Genomic DNA, 17,761 nt, shown 5'->3' with positions numbered 1-17,761 from the left:
CGGCGGTGCCAGGGTGGATCTCCTAGGGGAGAAGACACTGGGGAGTGTGCCGTCGTGGAACTGTCCCGCCGTGAACTGCTGACCCGCACCGGCCAGGCCGCTGCCGTCGCCACCGCCGCGTCCACGCTCACGGTGGGCACCGCGCAGGCGGAGTCCGGCACGAGAGTGAAGTTGACGCAGGGCACCAACATCTCGGTCTCGCGGTCGCGTGACGGCAAGTGGCTCGCCATCGACCTCATCACCGCCATCTGGGTTCTGCCTGCCACCGGTGGGGAAGCGCGCAAGCTCACCGACGAGCTCCAGGACGCCACCCTGCCGTCGTTCGGGCCGGGCGGCCAGATCGCGTTCCAGTCCTATCGGGACGGCAACTACCACCTGTACGTGATCGGGCTCGACGGGCGCGGGCTCAGGCAGCTCACCCAGGGCCGCTACGACCACCGGGAGCCCGCGTTCTCGCCGGACGGCAAGCACCTGGCGTTCGTCAGCGACCGGGCCGGCAGCTACGGCGTGCACCTCCTGGAGCTGGCCACGGGCACGATCACGCAGCTCACCGGGGTGCCGGACGAGGCAGCGGCGCCGCAGTGGTCGCGGGACGGCAAGCGGATCATCTTCACCGTCGGCAACGCGGCGGTCGACACCGTGACGCTGGACGGCAAGCGCGAACGGCTCGTCACGGCACCGACCGGCACGCAGCTGTTCGGGGCCGCCTTCGGGCCCGGTGACCAGCCCGGCTACACCCGGATGCGGCCCGGTCAGGCCGAGCTGGTGCTCGGCACGACCGCGGTGGTCACGGGTGAGGACGTCTTCGGGTTCGCGCCGATCTGGGACGGCGACAGCGTCCTCTACACGGCGGACGGCCGGATCCGCAGCCGTGCCAACGGGTCTGTGAAGGACATCCCGTTCGAAGCCACGGTGCCGGTGCGCACGAACCGGAGGCCGCACCGCACCAGGAACCTCACCGGTGGCGCGGTCAAGGGCATCGCCGGGCCGGTGGTGTCGAGCGACGGCAAGATCGCGTTCCGCGCGCTGAACGCCCTGTACGTGCTGAGCGACGGCAAGGCCACAAAGCTCACGGACAACAGGTACTTCGACTCCGACCCGGACTTCTCGCCCGACGGCAAGAAGATCGTCTACGCCAGCGACCGCACGGGTGTCGCGCAGCTGTGGGTCCGTGATCTGGCCTCCGGTGAGGACGAGCAGTACGCACCGGCCCCGCACGCGCAGACCACGCCGCGCTTCTCGCCGGACGGCACGAAGGTCGCCTACCTGGACCAGGACGGCCAGGTGTGGATCACGGACCGGCAGGCGCGCAGGCAGGTCACGCCGACGCTGTTCCAGCCGGGCCGCCCGACCTGGTCGAAGGACGGCGGCACGGTCGCGCTGGCCGCCGTGAAGCCGTTCTCGCGCCGGTTCCGCGAGGGCACCAGCCAGATCCTGAGCATCGACCTCACCAGCGGCGAGCTGAAGTACACCGAGCCGATGCCGTTCCGGTCCATCGCCACGCGCGGCGACGACGGGCCGGTGTGGTCGCCGGACGGCAGGCACATCGCGTTCGTCGTCGAGAGCGTCGCGTGGGTCGTCCCGGTCGACGCCAAGGGTACTTTCCTGGGCGAACCTCGTCAGGTCACCCGCGAGGTCACGGACTCGCTGGCCTGGCACGGCGACGACGCCCTGGTGTACCTCAACAACGGCCGGATCCGGAAGTCCACTCTGGACGGACGGGTCACGACCATCCGGCACGGCCTCACCTGGCGCAAGCCCGCCAAGCCGGAACGCAGGGTGATCCGCGTCGGTGCCTACTGGGACGGCGAGGCGCACGAGCTCCAGCGGAACGTCGACATCGTCGTCGAGAACGGCACGATCAGGGAGATCCGCCCGCACCGCGGCAAGGCCGACGTCGACGCGTCGGAACTGACAGCCATCCCCGGCCTGATCGACGCCCACAACCACTGGCACCTGCGCGGCCGCCAGTGGGGCGCGCGGCAGGGCAACGTCTGGCTCGCGTACGGCATCACGACCGTCCGCTCGCCCGGCGACCCGGTCTACCAGATGATCGAGACCAGGGAGGCGCTCGCGGCGGGAACCCTGACCGGGCCCCGGTTCTACGCCACCGGCGAGGCCGTCGACGGCTCCCGCGTCTACTACAACTTCATGCGCCCGACCCTGAGCAGGGCGCAGCTCGACCTCGAGCTGCGCCGTGCCCACGAGCTCGGCTACGACATGATCAAGACCTACGTCCGCCTGCCCGTCGAGCTGCAACGCGCTGCCGTGCGGCGGTCCCGCGTGCCGCTGTCGTCGCACTACCTGTACCCGGCCGCGAACATCGGCATGGACGGCATGGAACACGTCGGCGCCACCAACCGGCTCGGCTACTCCCACACCATCACCCGGCAGGGCAAGGCCTACCAGGACGTGGTGGCGCTGTTCACCGCCTCCGGCATGTCGGTGACGCCCACGCTGTTCCAGTCACGTGCCCTGTACGACAACGACAAGTCGCTGGTCACCGACGAACGCACGCGGGTGCTCTACCCGTCGTGGGAGTACGAGCGCTACCTGGCCGACGCCAACGCCCAGGGCACCCGGGCGGGGTCGTCGTCCCGCGCGATCCTGCGGGGCTGGGTCGAGTTCGCGCTGAAGGTCCACCGCGGCGGCGGGTTCGTCATCACCGGCACCGACGCGCCGCTCGACAGCCCCGCCACCGCCACGCACCAGAACCTGCGCGCACTCGTCGAATACGGCTTCACACCAAGGGAAGCGCTCATCACCGCCACCCGCAACCCGGCGAAGTGGCTCGGCCTGCCGCTCGGCGCGATCAAGCCCGGTGCGACGGCGGACATCGCGTTCGTCCGGGGCAACCCGCTGGCCGACGTCAAGACGGCGGCGAACGTCGAGCAGGTCATGGTCGGCGGCGTGCTCCACCGCGTCCCCGATCTGCTCGAGCCCTACCGGCGGCAGCCGTCCGCCCTCACCACGACCGCCGCGCTCGACCCGTTGCCGTCAGCGGAGAACAAGCACTGGTGGCACGAACCGGAGTGGGCCGAGCGGGTCTGCTGCGATCACTGAGGCTCCTACTGCTGGCCAGGCGCCGGCAGGATGTCGAACGGGAGTGCGCCCAAGGCTTGTCGCCGAGGGCCCTCCCGTCCGGCGCAGACGCCCCGGCCGGGCGGATGCACGAGCGCCGTCCGTCCACGGTGACCGGGCTTCAGACGCGCGTCGCGAAGTGCGGTTCCGCTGCCGCGAGCCGCGGTGCCGGCACGCCCAGCCGCCGAGCCTCCGCCAGCGCGTCCCGGCAGATCGCCCGCGGCTCCTCGGCCTCGGGGTCCGAGTGCGTCGCGAAGTTGTCGCGCAACGGCCCGAAGTGAGCGGTCAGCCAGGCGAGCAGGGGAGCCGTCAGCCAGACCGGCGCGCGGAACAGCAGCGCACGGCGTCCCACGACGACACCGCGTGCCTCGACCAGCGGCAGCAGTTCGCGCCCGGCCAGCAATGCCTCGCGCAGGTCGCGCCGGCGCCCCGCCAGATCGGCCAGGGAGCCCAGCCGCAGCCCCTGTGAGAACAGACCGGCGTCCGACACGAAGTGGATCAGCAGCCAGCCGCGGATGTCCGGTACCTCCTTGACCCGGAACCCGGCGTCGCGGAACACCTGGCGCACGGCCAGATCCCGTTCGGTCCGCGGTCCGAGGGTTCCGAAGAGGACGGACGGCATCAACATCGCTCGCAGCACGCCGTTCTCACCGAAACCGCCGCCCGCCTGGGGAAAGCCCCATGCGACCTGGTCGGCGGGCAGGTCCCCGATCGCGTCCAGCGGCTCGGTCCAGATGTTGCCGAACATCAGCACCGTGGCGTTGCCGACGCGGGGTGCTAAGAAGGCCGCCGCTTCCGTCAGCCGGTGGTGCCCCACGCTCAGCACGATGAGGTCGAAGTCGTGGTCCGGCCCCAGTTCCTCGCGGAAGCGCACCGGCCACTCCTGCTGGACGCGCTGCCCCCACAACCGCCGCTGCAGGTCGAGGCTCGTCGTGCCCCCGTACTCCGCCGCGCGGCCGGGCCGGACGTAGAACTCGACGTCGTGCCCGGCTCGTTCCAGAGCCCAGCCGTACACGGTGGCGATCACGCCGCGGCCGAACATCAGGATCTTCACGGTCCACCTCGTGGGTCGGTGGCGTGACACAGGACGATGGCGGCGTATCCGCGCTCAGCAGGCTCTGTCGCGGCACCTCCCCCACGCCCCCGTACAACCAGTACGAGGGCGTGGGGGAGGCACCACGACAGAGCCGCCTGACCACGAATTCACCGGCAACGTCCTGAGCCACACCACTAGGATGTAAGTGGAGACAATCTCCACTTCCGAAAATATGGAGGCGGATTCCGTTTGTCAACGTCAGGGAAGCCGTTGCGCGCCGACGCCCAGCGCAACCGCCAGGCACTGCTGGCCAAGGCCAGGGAGATCGTCGAGACGGGGGAGTTCTTCGACCTGCGCTTCGACGACTTCGCCCGGCTCGCCGGGGTGGGCACGGGCACGCTGTACCGCCACTTCCCGACCAGGGAGGCGCTGGCCGAGGCGGTCTACCACGAGGAGGTCGTCGCACTGTGCGAGCGGGCTCGCCGGCTGCAGGCCGCGGTGCCGCCGCTGGAGGCGTTGGCGACCTTCCTCCGTGACGTGGTCGGCTACCTGGACGACCACCACGGCCTCGCCCGGACGCTGGCGACGCTCATGGCCACCACCGGTTCGGACGCGCTCGCCGAGGGCAGCAGGGCCTTGGAGGAGGCCGTCACCGGGCTCGTGACCGCCGCTGTGGAGGCCGGGGTGGTGCGAGGCGACGTGGGGGCCGGGCCGGTCATGGTGGCGCTGCACGGCATCAGTTCGGCGCACGACCGGCCGGGGTGGCGGGCGGAGGCGGACGGTGTGGTCACGCTGGTGTTGGACGGGCTCGTTCAGGGGGTCCAGCCGAGCAGTCCGAACGACTCCCCGGCCAGGTAGCCGGTGATCCCGGCGGCGGAGTAGGTGATGATGTCGCCGGGCAGCGCGTCCAACCCGAACCAGCGCAGTGCCGAGCACTTCGCGGGCTCGAGGTTCACCGGCTCCCCGCCCCACCGCCGGACCTCGAAGAACAACCCGAGCCGGGGCTCGACGCCGGATCCGTTGGCGTGCAGCGTGTGCACGTGCCTCAGGTCGCCGGCCTCGATCACCACGCCGATCTCCTCCGCGGCCTCCCGCGAGGCGGCGGCGAGCACCGACTCGCCCGCGTCGAGCTTGCCGGACGGCAGGTGCCAGAGGCCGTCGAACCGGGGGTCGGAGTCCCGGCGCCGGGACAGCAGCACCTCTCCGTCGCGCACGAGCACCAGGTGGACGTCGATCAGGTGGCGGTCGGCCATGGCCCCACCGTAAATGATCTGCGTCGAGCCGAGGGGTCGTGACACGATCGTGCCATGACAGCCTTCGCGACCCCTGAAGACATCGCACACCGCTCCAACGCCGCACGAGACGCCGCGGTGGCGGCAGGTCGCGAACTCGGCCTGGAGATCACCGAGGGCAAGGTGCTCTACGAACTGTTCTCCGTGGTCGTGCACCTCGCCCCGGCACCGGTCGTGGCCCGCATCCCGACCGTCCTGCCGCACACCACGACCCTCGAGTCACTGGCCCGGCGCCAGCAACAGGAACTCGACGTGGCGCAGTGGCTGCACGACCAGGGCACGCCGGTGATCCCGCCGAGCCCGCTCGTCCCGAGGAAACCCGTGCAGCGCGACGGTTTCTCCATCACCTTCTGGCCGTTCACCGACGAGGACAAGTCGCAGGAGCCGGACTACGTCAGGAACTCCGAGCTCTCCGCCGACCTGCACAAGGCACTGCAGGACTACCCCGGCGAACTGGAGTTCCTGTCGTCGGCGGAACCTCGGTTCGTCCGCGAGGGCCTCGAAAGGCTCGAAGGCCTGGACATCGTCACCGCGGAGGACCTCCAGCGGGCGCGGGCGGAGTGGGAGGTGCTGGAGCCGCTCGTCCGCTCCCAGGCCGCGTTCGAGGCGAAGTTCCCCGGTGTCTCGCTGCAGCCCATCCACGGCGACTCACCGCCCGCGAACATCTTCGCGAGCACCGACGGCCCGTTGTTCTCGGACTTCGAGCTGATCACCTACGGCCCGGCCGAGTGGGACCTGGCCGGTCTCGGCCTCGAGTACGAGGCCGCCTACAACCGCGGCGCGCGCAAGAACGGGCTGCGCGAACTGGATCCCGAGGTGCTCCGGTTCGTCAACGCGGTCGGGGCGATCCGGGTGATCGCGTACCTGTCGACGGCACACCAGCTTCCCGCCATGGTCGACTTCATGCAGCCGTTCATCAACCAGTGGCGGGACACCGACTCGTACGCGCGGTGACCGCGATCTTCACCGTGTCTTTCACTGCTCAGCAGGGCACCTCACGACACCGCCCCCCGCCCCCCATATGCCCGATATGGAGGGCGGGGGGCGGCGCCGCGATGCACCCGTCTGAGGAGCGAAAGACGCGGCGAAGGTCAGCGGTCACCGCGCTACGCGTGAGCCGCGGCACGATCCCCAAGCCAGGCAACGACTTCCTCGGCGGGCAACGGCTCGCTGAGGAAGTACCCCTGCACCACGTCGCAGCCGGCCTTGGCCAGCGCCGTCCAGGTGTCCTGGTCCTCCACGCCCTCCGCGACGGCCTGCAACCCGAAGTTCTGGGCCAGCGCCACCAGGGCGTGCACGATCGCCGAATCGCCCGCGTCGGTGCACATGTGCGTGACGAACGACCGGTCGAGCTTCATCTCGTGCACCCGCATGCTGCGCAGGTACGAGATCGACGAGTAACCGGTGCCGAAGTCGTCGATCGAGAGCCGCACGCCCAGTTCCGTGAGGCCGCGCAACACCTCCACGGCGCGGTCCGGGTCCGAGATGATCGCGGACTCGGTGATCTCCAGCGTCAGCAGGCGCGCGGGCAGGCCGTGGCGCTTGATCAGGTCGGCCACGTCGCCCGGGAACTCGGTGTGGTGCAGGCAGGCCGCGCCCACGTTCACCGAGACCGGCACCTCCCAGCCCGCGTCCGACCACGCGCGGCACTGCCGCAGGGCCGCGTCGATCACGTACCGGGTCAGCGGCTCGATGAGCCCGTTCTCCTCGGCGATCGGGATGAACTCGTCGGGACGCACGAGACCGCGCGCCGGGTGCTGCCAGCGGGCCAGGGCCTCGACACCGCACACCGCGCCCGTGTCGGCCAGGGCCTTGGGCTGGTAGTGCAGGAACAGCTCGCCGCGGTCGATCGCGTGCCGCAACTCCGTCACGGCCGTGAGGTGGGCGGCGCCGCGTTCGTGCAGGCGCGCGTCGTAGACGGCGACACCGGACTTCTCGCGCTTCGCGGCGTACATCGCGATGTCCGCGTGCCGCAGCAGTTCGTGGCCGTCGCCCGAGTCCGACGGGCACAGCGCCACACCGACGCTGCCCGCGATCTCGAGCTCCAGGCCCTCCAGCGTCACCGGCATCGCCAGTGCGCCGAGGATCTTCTCCGCGACCATGCTCGCGTTCTCTGCCGAGCCGACGCCGGGCAGCAGCACCGCGAACTCGTCGCCGCCCAGCCGCGCCACCAGGTCCGTGTCGCGCACCGCCCACGACAGGCGGTTCGCCACCTGGCGCAGCAGCAGGTCGCCGGTGTGGTGCCCGAGCGAGTCGTTGACCTCCTTGAACCTGTCGAGGTCCACGATCAGCAACGCCAGCGGCTCGTCCTTCTTGCGCGCCTTCTCGACGGCCTGTTCCATCCGCCGCGCGAGCAACGCGCGGTTCGCCAGGCCCGTCAGGGTGTCGTGGTGCGCCTCGTGCTCGTTCTTCGCGGCCTGGCGCAGGATCATGCGGCGCTGCCCGAGCAGCACCATGCCGAACAGCGCGACGAGGGCCGCGTCGAGCACGAACACCACGATCTGCGCGATCCGCAGCCGCGCGTTCTTCTCGTCGGCCGTGCGCAGGTACTCGGTGGTGTCGAGGCGCAGGCTCCCGATCGTCGAGGAGATCTGGCGCCGCAACGAGGAGTGCGCGAGGCCCGCCTGGTCCGCCTGCAACGGGTCGGTGCCGACGATGACCGCGCGCAACATGGCGGTGCTCTGGTCGTAGAGCGCCAGCAGCTTGCCGGCCTCATCAGCGTCGGACGACGTGCCGTTGACGCGCAGCCACTCCAGCTCCGCCCGCGCCGAACCGACCGAGTTCTCCAGCGGCTCGACGGTCTGCTGGGTCCGCGCGACCTGCAGGTCGCGCAACGCGTTGTCGGAGACGTTGATGTGCTCCAGCACGCGGGCCCACCGCTCACTGGAGTCGTTGAGCTCCCGCACGTGCGCGGTCGTGGTCCGCGCGTCGATGCTGCTCCACAACGCCAGTCCCGCGAGGACCAGCAGCCCGAGCGTCAGCCCCACCGTCGCCACCCGTGCGGTCGCGCGGCCTTCCCAAAAGCTCACCGTGCCTGCTCCAACGGTCGCACCCAGCTCGCCGGATCCTCGACGAAGCTGTCGATCTGAGGCTGGAAGAACTCCCTGCGCGCCTTCTCCGACTCCTGCCGGTGCAGGATCCGGTCCAGGTTCGCGGTGGTCACCGTGAGTCCCGGCGTCTCGATCCAGCCCTCCGGCAGCGCGGCGCCGCCCTTCGCGTGCCGTGCGAGGAGCCAGCCTGCCACAGCGCCCTTGAGGTAGTGCTCGGGTGAGATGGACGCGACCATCGCGCCGTCCCGCACCGCCTGCAACGTTCTCGGGTCGACCCCGAACCCGCCCACCAGCCACCTCGCCGACTTCTCGGTCCTGAGCGCGGCGAGGTTGACGCCGTCGCAGTCGCCCGTACCAACGAACGCGAGGGCGTTCGGGTTCGCTGCCACCAGACGTTTCCACGCGTCGCGATTCGCGGCGTCGTCACGTTGTGTGTCGAACGGGCCCAGCACCACTACCCCCGGTAGCTTTTCGGCGAACCGACCCCGGATTCCGTCGGCCCGGTCGTCGAACCCGGCGAGTCCCGGAGCGGTGTTTCCCAGCACCACTGTCCCGGTCGCGTCCGAGGGCAATCGGCGCATCAACTCGTCAGCCAGCTTTTCGCCGAGTTCATAGTTGTCGTTACCGATGTGCAGTCTCACCCCGGAACTCGCGGTGAGCCGCATGTCCACACCGACCACCGCGACGTGCTGCGAGAGCGCCTCACCGATGGAAGGCGCCATCAGGGCGGGCTCCGACGTCGCCACCGCGATTCCGCCTTTCGCGGCGAGCGTCAAATCCCGGAACAACTCGACTTCCTTGTGCCCGTCCTGCCCGGGAGGCCCGGTCACCGTCGCGCTGACCCCGCCGATGCGGCCGACGCCCTCGTGGAAACCACTCGTCATCTCCTGGGCGAAGGAACCGCCCGTGCGCTTCACGACGAAACCCACGTGCGGCAACGCCTCGGACGACCCGGCGGCACCGCACGCCGCTAACAGCACCAGACCCAGCACCAGCGCCGCAGCTCGCATGGATGACCTCGGGCTCGCTCGACCTACGGGTGATTGATCTCCAGAGCGGCCGATGCTACATCGATTGGCACCAATCGGGACAACGCCTCCCGTTCCCGGGAAGCGCTTTCACGTCCCGGAACCCTCAGGCCGGTTCGTAACCGAGGTTCGGGCGCAGCCACTGCTCGACTTCGGCGAGCGGCTTGCCGTACCGCGCCGCGTAGTCCTGCACCTGGTCGCGACCCAGCCGCCCGACCGTGAAGTACTTCGCGCCGGGGTGCTGGAAGATCAGGCCGCTCACGCTCGCCGCCGGGTTCATCGCAAACGATTCAGTGAGCGAGATCCCGATTTCCCGTTCCGCTCCCAGCAGGTCGAACAGTTCCCGCTTCACGGTGTGGTCCGGGCAGGCCGGGTAACCGAGCGCGGGCCGGATGCCGCGGAACTTCTCGGCGTGCAGGTCGGCGAGCTCCGGCTTGGCGTCCGGCTCGAACCAGTCGCGCCGCGCCCGCAGGTGGATCCACTCGGCGAACGCCTCGGCGAGCCGGTCTGCCAGCGCCTTCACCATGATGGCGCGGTAGTCGTCGTTCTGGGCCTCGTACTTCGCGGCCAGCTTCCCGGCGCCGAGGATCGTCACCGCGAACCCACCGATGTGGTCGCCCTCGGGAGCCACGTAGTCCGAAAGGCAGCGGTTCGGGCGCGACAACGGCTTCTGCGTCTGCTGGCGCAGCATCGGAATCCGCACGCCGTTCTCGAGCAGGATGTCGTCACCGTCGGAATGCGCGGGCCAGTAGCCGTAGACGCCCTTCGCCTCGAACAATTCGCCGGCGACGATTTCGTCCAGCAACGTCGTCGCGTCGTCGTAGAGTTCGCGCGCGACCGGCTGTTCCAGGATCGCGGGGAACTTGCCTTTGAGCTCCCATGCGAGGAACAGGAACGTCCAGTCGATGAACTCGCGCAGTTCGCCCAGAGAGGGCGTCAGCACGCGGGTTCCGGTGAATTGCGGCGTCGGCAATTCGGAGAAATCGACCTTCTCCGAGTTCGCGCGGGCGTCTTCCAGCTTCAGCAACGGCACGGACTTGCGGTTCTCGTGCTGTTCGCGCAACCGGGCCTGTTCCGCGCGGTTCGCGATGTTCAGCTCGTGCGCCCGCCGGTTGTCCAGCAGGTCGGAGACGACGCCGACGACCCGGGATGCGTCGAGCACGTGGACGACCGGCTCGTCGTAGACCGGGGCGATCTTCACGGCGTTGTGCTGCTTCGAGGTCGTCGCGCCGCCGATCAGCAGCGGCAGCTTCATGCCGCGCCGCTGCATCTCCTCGGCGACCGAGACCATCTCGTCCAGCGACGGCGTGATCAGCCCGGACAGGCCGATGACGTCGGCGTGCTCCTTGATCGCGGTGTCGAGGATCTTCGCGGCGGGCACCATCACGCCGAGGTCGATCACCTCGTAGTTGTTGCAGCCCAGCACGACGCCGACGATGTTCTTGCCGATGTCGTGGACGTCGCCCTTGACCGTGGCCAGCACGACCTTGCCGTTGCCGCCGGCCGTCGCCTTCGGCTCGGCGTCCATGTACGGCTCCAGGTACGCGACGGCGCGCTTCATCACGCGCGCGCTCTTCACGACCTGGGGCAGGAACATCTTGCCCGCGCCGAACAGGTCGCCGACGACCTTCATGCCGTCCATCAACGGGCCCTCGATGACGTCCAGCGGACGGGGGAGGGCCTGACGGGCCTCCTCGGTGTCCTCCTCGATGAAGTCGACGACACCGTGCAGGATCGCGTGCTCCAGGCGCTTGCCGACCGGGGCTTCGCGCCACGACAGGTCGACGACGCGCTTCTGTCCGGGGCCCTTGACCGTCTCGGCGTGGGTGACGAGCCGGTCGGTCGCGTCCTCGCGCCGGTCGAAGATGACGTCCTCGACCAGTTCCAGCAGGTCGGCCTTGATGTCCTGGTAGACCACGAGCTGGCCCGCGTTGACGATGCCCATGTCCAGCCCGGCCTTGACCGCGTGGAACAGGAACGCGGAGTGCATGGCCTCGCGGACGACGTCGTTGCCGCGGAACGAGAACGACAGGTTCGAGATGCCGCCGCTGATGCGGACTCCCGGACATCGCTCCTTGATCCGCGGCAGGGCGTCGATGAACGCCTTGGCGTAGCCGTTGTGCTCCTCGATGCCGGTCGCGACCGCGAGCACGTTCGGGTCGAAGATGATGTCCTCGGCCGGGAAGCCCGCCTTCTGGGTGAGCAGGTCGTAGGCGCGGCCGCAGATCTCGACCTTGCGGTCGGCCGTGTCGGCCTGGCCCTGCTCGTCGAACGCCATCACGACGACACCGGCGCCGTAGTCGCGGATCGTGCGGGCCTGCCGCAGGAACGGCTCCTCGCCCTCCTTGAGGCTGATCGAGTTGACCACGCCCTTGCCCTGCACGCACCGCAGCCCGGCCTCGAGCACGGTCCAGCGGGAGCTGTCGATCATCACCGGGATGCGGGCGATCTCCGGCTCGGTCGCGATGAGGTTGAGGAACGTCGTCATCGCCTGCTCGCCGTCGAGCAGGTCGGCGTCCATGTTGACGTCGAGCAGGTTGGCGCCGCCGCGCACCTGGTCCAGCGCCACGGCGAGCGCGGCGTTGTGGTCGTCGGCCTCGATCAGCCTGCGGAACTTGGCGGAGCCGGTGACGTTGGTGCGCTCGCCGATCATCACGAACCCGGTGTCGGGGCCGACCTCGAACGTCTCCAGGCCGCTGTAGCGGGTGGTGTGGCGGGGCTGGACCACCTCGCGGGCGTCCATCCCGCGCACGGCGTCCGCGATGGCCCTGATGTGCGCGGGTGAGGTGCCGCAGCAGCCACCGACGACGTTGACGATGCCCTTGCCCGCGAAGTCCTTGAGCAGGGCGGCGGTCTCGTCCGGGGTCTCGTCGTAGCCGCCGAACGCGTTGGGCAGGCCGGCGTTCGGGTGGCACGCGACGTAGGTGTTCGCGAGGCGCGAGAGGTCGGCGACGTGCGGACGCATCTCCTCGGCGCCCAGCGAGCAGTTCACGCCGACGACCAGCGGCTCCGCGTGCGCGATCGAGTCCCAGAACGCCTCGACGGTCTGGCCCGACAGCGTGCGGCCGGACAGGTCGACGATCGTCACCGAGATCCACAGCGGCAGGTCGGGCGCCACCTCGCGGGCGGCGGCGATGGCGGCCTTGCAGTTCAGGGTGTCGAAGATCGTCTCGATCAGCAGCAGGTCGACGCCGCCCTCGTGCAGTGCCGAGATCTGCTCCGCGTAGGAGGCCTTGACCTGCTCGAACGTGACGGCGCGGTACGCGGGGTCCTCGACCTTGGGCGACAGCGACAGCGTCACGTTCAGCGGGCCGACGGAGCCCGCGACGAACCGGCCGCCGAACTCGTCCGCGGCCTGCCGGGCGATCCGCGCGCCGGCGATGTTCATCTCGCGGACGCGGCTCTCGAGCCCGTAGTCGGCCTGGCCGATCGAGGTGGCGGTGAACGTGTTGGTGGTCGTGATGTCCGCGCCCGCCGCGAGGTACTGCCGGTGCACGTCGAGCACCAGGTCCGGGCGGGTGAGGTTGAGCAGGTCCGGGTCGCCCGCGACGTCCGGGGTGTGGTCGGCGTACTCCGTGCCGTAGTAGTCGGCGGGGGAGAGCTTGGCCTGCTGGAACATCGTGCCCCACGCGCCGTCGAGCACGGCGATGCGAGAGTTCAACAGAGACCTGAGACCAGCCACGCGCGCTCCCGAAGAGTCGGAAGCGCCCTTGGTACGTGGTGGTGCGAGGCCGAGCGTGGCAGGCGTGGTGGCCCGTTGCAGCGCTTCTCGGCTTCGCCGTCAAGGTTACCAACCGCGACCATGGACCAGGAACCGGTCCCACTTCGTAGGATGACCGCTGTGAGCGGAGAACGCGCGTTGGTGCTGGGCGGCGGTGGCGTCACCGGAATCGCCTGGGAGACGGGGATTCTGCACGGGCTGGCTGAACAGGGCGTCGACCTGACGGACGCCGACCTGTTCGTCGGGACGTCGGCAGGGTCGGTCGTGGCGACGGAGCTGGCGGGAGGTGCGCCGCTCGCGGACCTCTACGCGGGCCAACTGCTGCCGCCCGACGGGGAGATCCCGGCCCGTCTCACTTCGTGGATGGTCGTCAGGTACGCGCTTTCCTACGTGATGCCGGGAACGCCCGCGCGGAAGCGCGCCCGGCTGGGCAGGGCGGCGCTGAAGGCCCGCACGCCGTCGGAGGAGTCGCGGCTGGAGGTGTTCGACAGCCGTCTGTCCATCAAGGACTGGCCGGAGCGTCCGCTCAAGGTCACCGCCGTGGACACCGCGAACGGCAAGTTCGTGGCGTTCGACCGGGACAGCGGCGTGCCGCTGGTGAAGGCGGTGGCGTCGAGCTGCGCGGTGCCGCTGGTGTGGCCGCCGGTCAGCATCAACGGCAGCCGGTACATGGACGGCGGCATGCGGTCCGTGGCCAACGTCGACCTCGCCGCCGGGTACGAGCGGGTCGTGGTCATCGCGCCGTTGACGCGGTCGGCCAGCCCCGCCGCGACGCCCGGTGCCCAGGCCGCGAAGCTCGGGGTGCCGTCGATCGTGATCAGCCCGGACGGTGCCGCGCTGACGGCGATCGGCACGAACCTGCTGGACCCGGCGCGGCGCAAGCCCGCCGCGGAGGCGGGGTACGCGCAGGCCGTCTCGATCGCCGAGTCGGTCCGGGAGGTCTGGAACTAGGGCCGCCGTTCTTGTCTCAGGACAACTGGTTCGCGCCTCTTGTCCGGAGGTGACCGACCCGCCTACTGTCGCGCCGTCTGCGATCAGGCAGGTTTGTTAACCAATGGAACAGAGGTGGTTGTGGGCAAGAGAGTGATCTCGGGAGCGCTCGTGCTCGCGCTCCTGGCGGCAGGGACGACCAGTGCTTCGGCGGCGGATCCGCTGGTCTCCCTCGGCAGGACGACGACGGCCTCCTCCGTGGAGGTGGCGGGGCTCGAACCGGACAAGGCCGTGGACGGCGACCCGTCGACCAGGTGGGCCTCGGCCTCGGGCACCGCCCAGGAGTGGATCCGGGTCGACCTCGGCTCGGCGCACTCCGTCAGCCGGGTGCGGCTGAACTGGGAGACCGCGTACGCCAGGGCCTACCGCGTGCAGACCTCTCCGGACGGTGGCGCGTGGACGGACGTGTTCTCGACGAGCACCGGTGACGGTGGCGTCGACGACCTGACCGTGTCCGGCACCGGCCGTTACGTGCGGGTGCTCGGCACGACCAGGGGCACGGAGTGGGGTTACTCGCTCTGGGACCTCGAGGTCTACGGCGTCGGTGACGGCACTCCGCCCACCGGGGTCGGCGTGCCGTTCGGCAGCAGGCAGCAGCCGTACGCGGCGGGCACGTTGCGCCCGTCCGGCACGACGTCCACCTTGGACGCCGCGGTGGTGGACTACTACCAGCGCTGGAAGTCCGCGTTCGTGCGGCAGAACTGCGGCAACGGCTGGTACCAGGTGATCTCACCGGACGCCGACCACCCGTACGTCGCGGAGGCGCAGGGCTACGGCATGGTCGTCGTCGCGCAGATGGCCGGTGCGGACCCGGACGCCCGCAGGATCTTCGACGGGCTGGTCAAGTGGAAGATCGACCACCCGTCCTCGATCAACCGCGACCTCCTCGCGGCGGAGCAGGACGTGAACTGCCGCAGCGTCAACGGCGGTGACGGCGCCACGGACGGTGACATGGACGTGGCCTACGGGCTGCTGCTCGCCGACCGGCAGTGGGGCAGCACCGGCACGTACGACTACCGGCAGCTGGCGATCCGGCACATCAACGCGATCAAGGCCAGCGAGGTCAACCCGCAGACCAACCTGCTCAAGCTGGGCGACTGGTCCAGCGCGGGCGACCAGTACTACTACCTCTCGAGGTCGTCGGACTGGATGGTCGACCACTTCCGGGCGTTCCGGAAGGCGACAGGGGACGGGGCGTGGGACACGATCCGCACCGCGCACCAGAACGTGATCTCGTCGCTGCAGCAGAACCACGCGCCGAACACCGGTCTGCTGCCGGACTTCGTGGAGAACACGAACTCCGCCGCGCGCCCGCCGGCCGGGCAGGTGCTGGAGAGCGTGAACGACGGCAAGTACTACTGGAACGCCTGCCGCGTGCCGTGGCGCATCGGCGCGGACGCGGTGACCAGCGGTGACTCCCAGTCGCTCGCGGCGGCCCGCAAGCTCAACACGTGGGTGAAGGCCAAGACGGGCGGCAACCCCGACGGCATCGCGATGGGCTACCAGCTCAACGGCACGCAGATCTCCGGTGGCAGCGCCGCCGCGTTCTTCGCGCCGTTCGCGGTGGTGGCGGCGACCGATCCGGGCAGCCAGGCGTGGCTGGACGCGTTGTGGAACAAGATGCTGCGCACGCCGGTGGACGGCGGCAGCTACTTCTCCGCGAGCATCCAGCTCCAGGTGATGATCACGGTCACGGGCAACCACTGGGTGCCCTGACCCGTTCCGCGCGGCCCCGGAGGGTGGTCCAGACCTCCGGGGCCGCGTGCTGTCCGAACGCGCAACAACTGGTCAGTACCTCTTGTGAGCTGCGCATATGCCTGCCTACGGTCCTCCGGCTCGTATTGACAGCTTTGTTAACTAATCGCTAGAGGCGGCCGTGGGCGGCAGAACGACGGCGTTAGGAGCGGCTGGGCTCGTGCTCGGCCTGCTCGTGGCAGGCACGACCATCGCATCGGCGGCGGATCCACTGGTCTCCCGCGGCAGGGCTGTGACGGCCTCCTCCGTGGAGGGATCCGGTTTCGAGGCGGGCAGGGCGGTCGACGGCAGCACCTCGACCCGGTGGGCCTCGGAGGAGGGGCACGACCCGGAGTGGATCAGCGTCGACCTCGGCTCGGCGCACACGATCAGCAAGGTGAAGCTGAGCTGGGAGGCCGCGTACGCCAGGTCGTACCGCGTGCAGACCTCCCCGGACGGCTCGGCGTGGACCGACGTGTTCACGACCAGCACCGGGAACGGTGCCACCGACGACTTGACGGTGTCCGGTTCGGGACGGTACGTCCGGGTCTACGGCACGGCCCGGGGCACGACGTACGGGTACTCGCTGTGGGAGTTCGAGGTCTACGGCGTCGGTGACGGCACCCCGCCGACCACCACCCTGACCACGACGCCGCCCTCCACCGGCCTGGGCTACCCGTTCGGCAGCAGGCAGACCCCGTACGCGGCCGGCATCCTGCGGCCCTCGGGCAGCACGTCCACGCTGGACGCCGCGATCGTCGAGTACTACAAGAAGTGGAAGGCCGCGTTCGTCAAGCAGAACTGCGGCAACGGCTGGTACGAGATCATCTCGCCGGACGCCGACCACCCGTACGTCGCCGAGGCCCAGGGCTACGGCATGGTGATCACCGCGCAGATGGCCGGCGCCGACCCGGACGCCCGCAAGATCTTCGACGGCCTGCTGAAGTACAAGCTCGCCCACCCGTCGGTCAACAACCCCGACCTGCTGGCCGCCGGACAGGACGCCTCCTGCAAGAGCGTCAGCGGCAGCGACAGCGCGACCGACGGCGACATGGACACCGCCTATGGACTGCTGCTGGCCGACCGCCAGTGGGGCAGCACCGGCACGTACAACTACAAGCAGCTCGCGGTGAAGAACGTCAACGCCATCAAGAAGAGCCTCATCAACCCGAACACGAACCTGCTGCTCATGGGCGACTGGTCCAACTCGGGCAACAGCAGGCAGTACTACGGCTCCCGCTCGTCGGACTGGATGTCCGACCACTTCCGCGCGTTCCGCAAGGCGACCGGCGACTCGGCCTGGGACACCATCCGCACCAGGCACCAGGACCTGATCGCCACGCTGCAGTCGAAGTACGCGTCGAGCACCGGCCTGCTGCCGGACTTCGTGCAGGACACCAACTCCACGGCGAAGCCCGCGGTCGGCGAGATGCTCGAGGAAGCGGCCACCGACGGCAAGTACTGGTACAACGCGTGCCGCGACCCGTGGCGCATCGGCGCGGACGCCGCCCTGACCGGCGACACCAGGTCGCTGGCCGCGGCCCGCAAGATGAACTCGTGGATCAAGAGCAAGACCGGCGGTGACCCGAACAGGATCGCGGTCGGCTACTCGCTCAACGGCACGCAGATCGACAGCGGCAGCGACGCGGCGTTCTTCGCGCCGTTCGCGGTGTCGGCCACGACGGACCCGGGCAGCCAGGCCTGGCTCGACGCGTTGTGGAACAAGATGCTGAACACGCCGGTGGACACGAACACCTACTTCGGCGCGAGCATCCAGCTGCAGGTGATGATCACGGTGTCCGGCAACCACTGGATCCCGTAGGCCCTCG

At 69.7% G+C, this 17,761-nt stretch carries 11 protein-coding genes; 6 read left to right on the top strand and 5 right to left on the bottom strand.

The features are described 5' to 3' along the window. The first annotated feature begins 54 nt into the window (after positions 1 to 54). Positions 55 to 3,063 carry an amidohydrolase family protein gene (locus tag IEY88_RS28080; protein WP_229693837.1) on the top strand — a complete coding sequence of 1,003 codons (3,009 nt, stop codon included), beginning with the start codon at positions 55 to 57 and terminating at the stop codon, positions 3,061 to 3,063. A gap of 139 nt (positions 3,064 to 3,202) precedes the next feature. Here the strand turns inward: IEY88_RS28080 and IEY88_RS28075 are convergent, their stop codons facing one another. Next, complete coding sequence (locus tag IEY88_RS28075; protein WP_189157878.1) at positions 3,203 to 4,135, bottom strand: ketopantoate reductase family protein; 933 nt, start codon at positions 4,133 to 4,135, stop codon at positions 3,203 to 3,205. A gap of 231 nt (positions 4,136 to 4,366) precedes the next feature. Here IEY88_RS28075 and IEY88_RS28070 point away from each other — a divergent pair, with 231 nt between their 5' ends. Next, entirely contained in the window at positions 4,367 to 4,975 is a 609-nt protein-coding gene (locus IEY88_RS28070) for a TetR/AcrR family transcriptional regulator (RefSeq protein ID WP_189157877.1), read from the top strand. Here IEY88_RS28070 and IEY88_RS28065 read toward each other — a convergent pair. After that, positions 4,930 to 5,370, bottom strand: a complete 441-nt coding sequence (locus tag IEY88_RS28065) for an NUDIX domain-containing protein (protein ID WP_189157876.1) — start codon at positions 5,368 to 5,370, stop codon at positions 4,930 to 4,932. The two genes, IEY88_RS28070 and IEY88_RS28065, sit on opposite strands and share 46 nt — an antisense overlap. 54 nt (positions 5,371 to 5,424) lie before the next feature. On the opposite strand from IEY88_RS28065, the gene IEY88_RS28060 reads away from it, so the two are divergent. Next, positions 5,425 to 6,363, top strand: a complete 939-nt coding sequence (locus IEY88_RS28060) for a phosphotransferase (protein WP_189157875.1) — start codon at positions 5,425 to 5,427, stop codon at positions 6,361 to 6,363. Positions 6,364 to 6,515: 152 nt separating this feature from the next. Here the strand turns inward: IEY88_RS28060 and IEY88_RS28055 are convergent, their stop codons facing one another. The 3 genes from IEY88_RS28055 to metH form a co-directional block, all read right to left on the bottom strand. Beyond that, positions 6,516 to 8,438 (bottom strand): putative bifunctional diguanylate cyclase/phosphodiesterase, encoded by a 1,923-nt coding sequence (locus IEY88_RS28055; protein WP_189157874.1) that lies wholly within the window; start codon positions 8,436 to 8,438, stop codon positions 6,516 to 6,518. After that, positions 8,435 to 9,469 carry a sugar ABC transporter substrate-binding protein gene (locus IEY88_RS28050; protein WP_189157873.1) on the bottom strand — a complete coding sequence of 345 codons (1,035 nt, stop codon included), beginning with the start codon at positions 9,467 to 9,469 and terminating at the stop codon, positions 8,435 to 8,437. The genes IEY88_RS28055 and IEY88_RS28050 overlap by 4 nt, the downstream gene beginning before the upstream one ends. 124 nt (positions 9,470 to 9,593) lie before the next feature. Next, complete coding sequence (metH, locus tag IEY88_RS28045) at positions 9,594 to 13,169, bottom strand: methionine synthase (RefSeq protein WP_189157872.1); 3,576 nt, start codon at positions 13,167 to 13,169, stop codon at positions 9,594 to 9,596. A gap of 159 nt (positions 13,170 to 13,328) precedes the next feature. On the opposite strand from metH, the gene IEY88_RS28040 reads away from it, so the two are divergent. The 3 genes from IEY88_RS28040 (at position 13,329) to IEY88_RS28030 (ending at position 17,754) form a co-directional block, all read left to right on the top strand. Then, positions 13,329 to 14,159 carry a patatin-like phospholipase family protein gene (locus tag IEY88_RS28040; protein ID WP_229693836.1) on the top strand — a complete coding sequence of 277 codons (831 nt, stop codon included), beginning with the start codon at positions 13,329 to 13,331 and terminating at the stop codon, positions 14,157 to 14,159. A 120-nt stretch (positions 14,160 to 14,279) separates the two neighbouring features. Then, positions 14,280 to 15,914, top strand: coding sequence for a glycosyl hydrolase family 8 (locus tag IEY88_RS28035; protein WP_229693835.1), 1,635 nt, complete (start codon positions 14,280 to 14,282; stop codon positions 15,912 to 15,914). Positions 15,915 to 16,113: 199 nt separating this feature from the next. Continuing rightward, entirely contained in the window at positions 16,114 to 17,754 is a 1,641-nt protein-coding gene (locus IEY88_RS28030) for a glycosyl hydrolase family 8 (protein WP_229693834.1), read from the top strand. Positions 17,755 to 17,761: the final 7 nt, after the last annotated feature.

It is taken from the genome of Lentzea pudingi (genome assembly GCF_014646255.1).
GTDB classification, from domain to species: Bacteria; Actinomycetota; Actinomycetes; order Mycobacteriales; family Pseudonocardiaceae; genus Lentzea; species Lentzea pudingi.
This window is presented reverse-complemented; position numbering and strand designations above follow the sequence as displayed.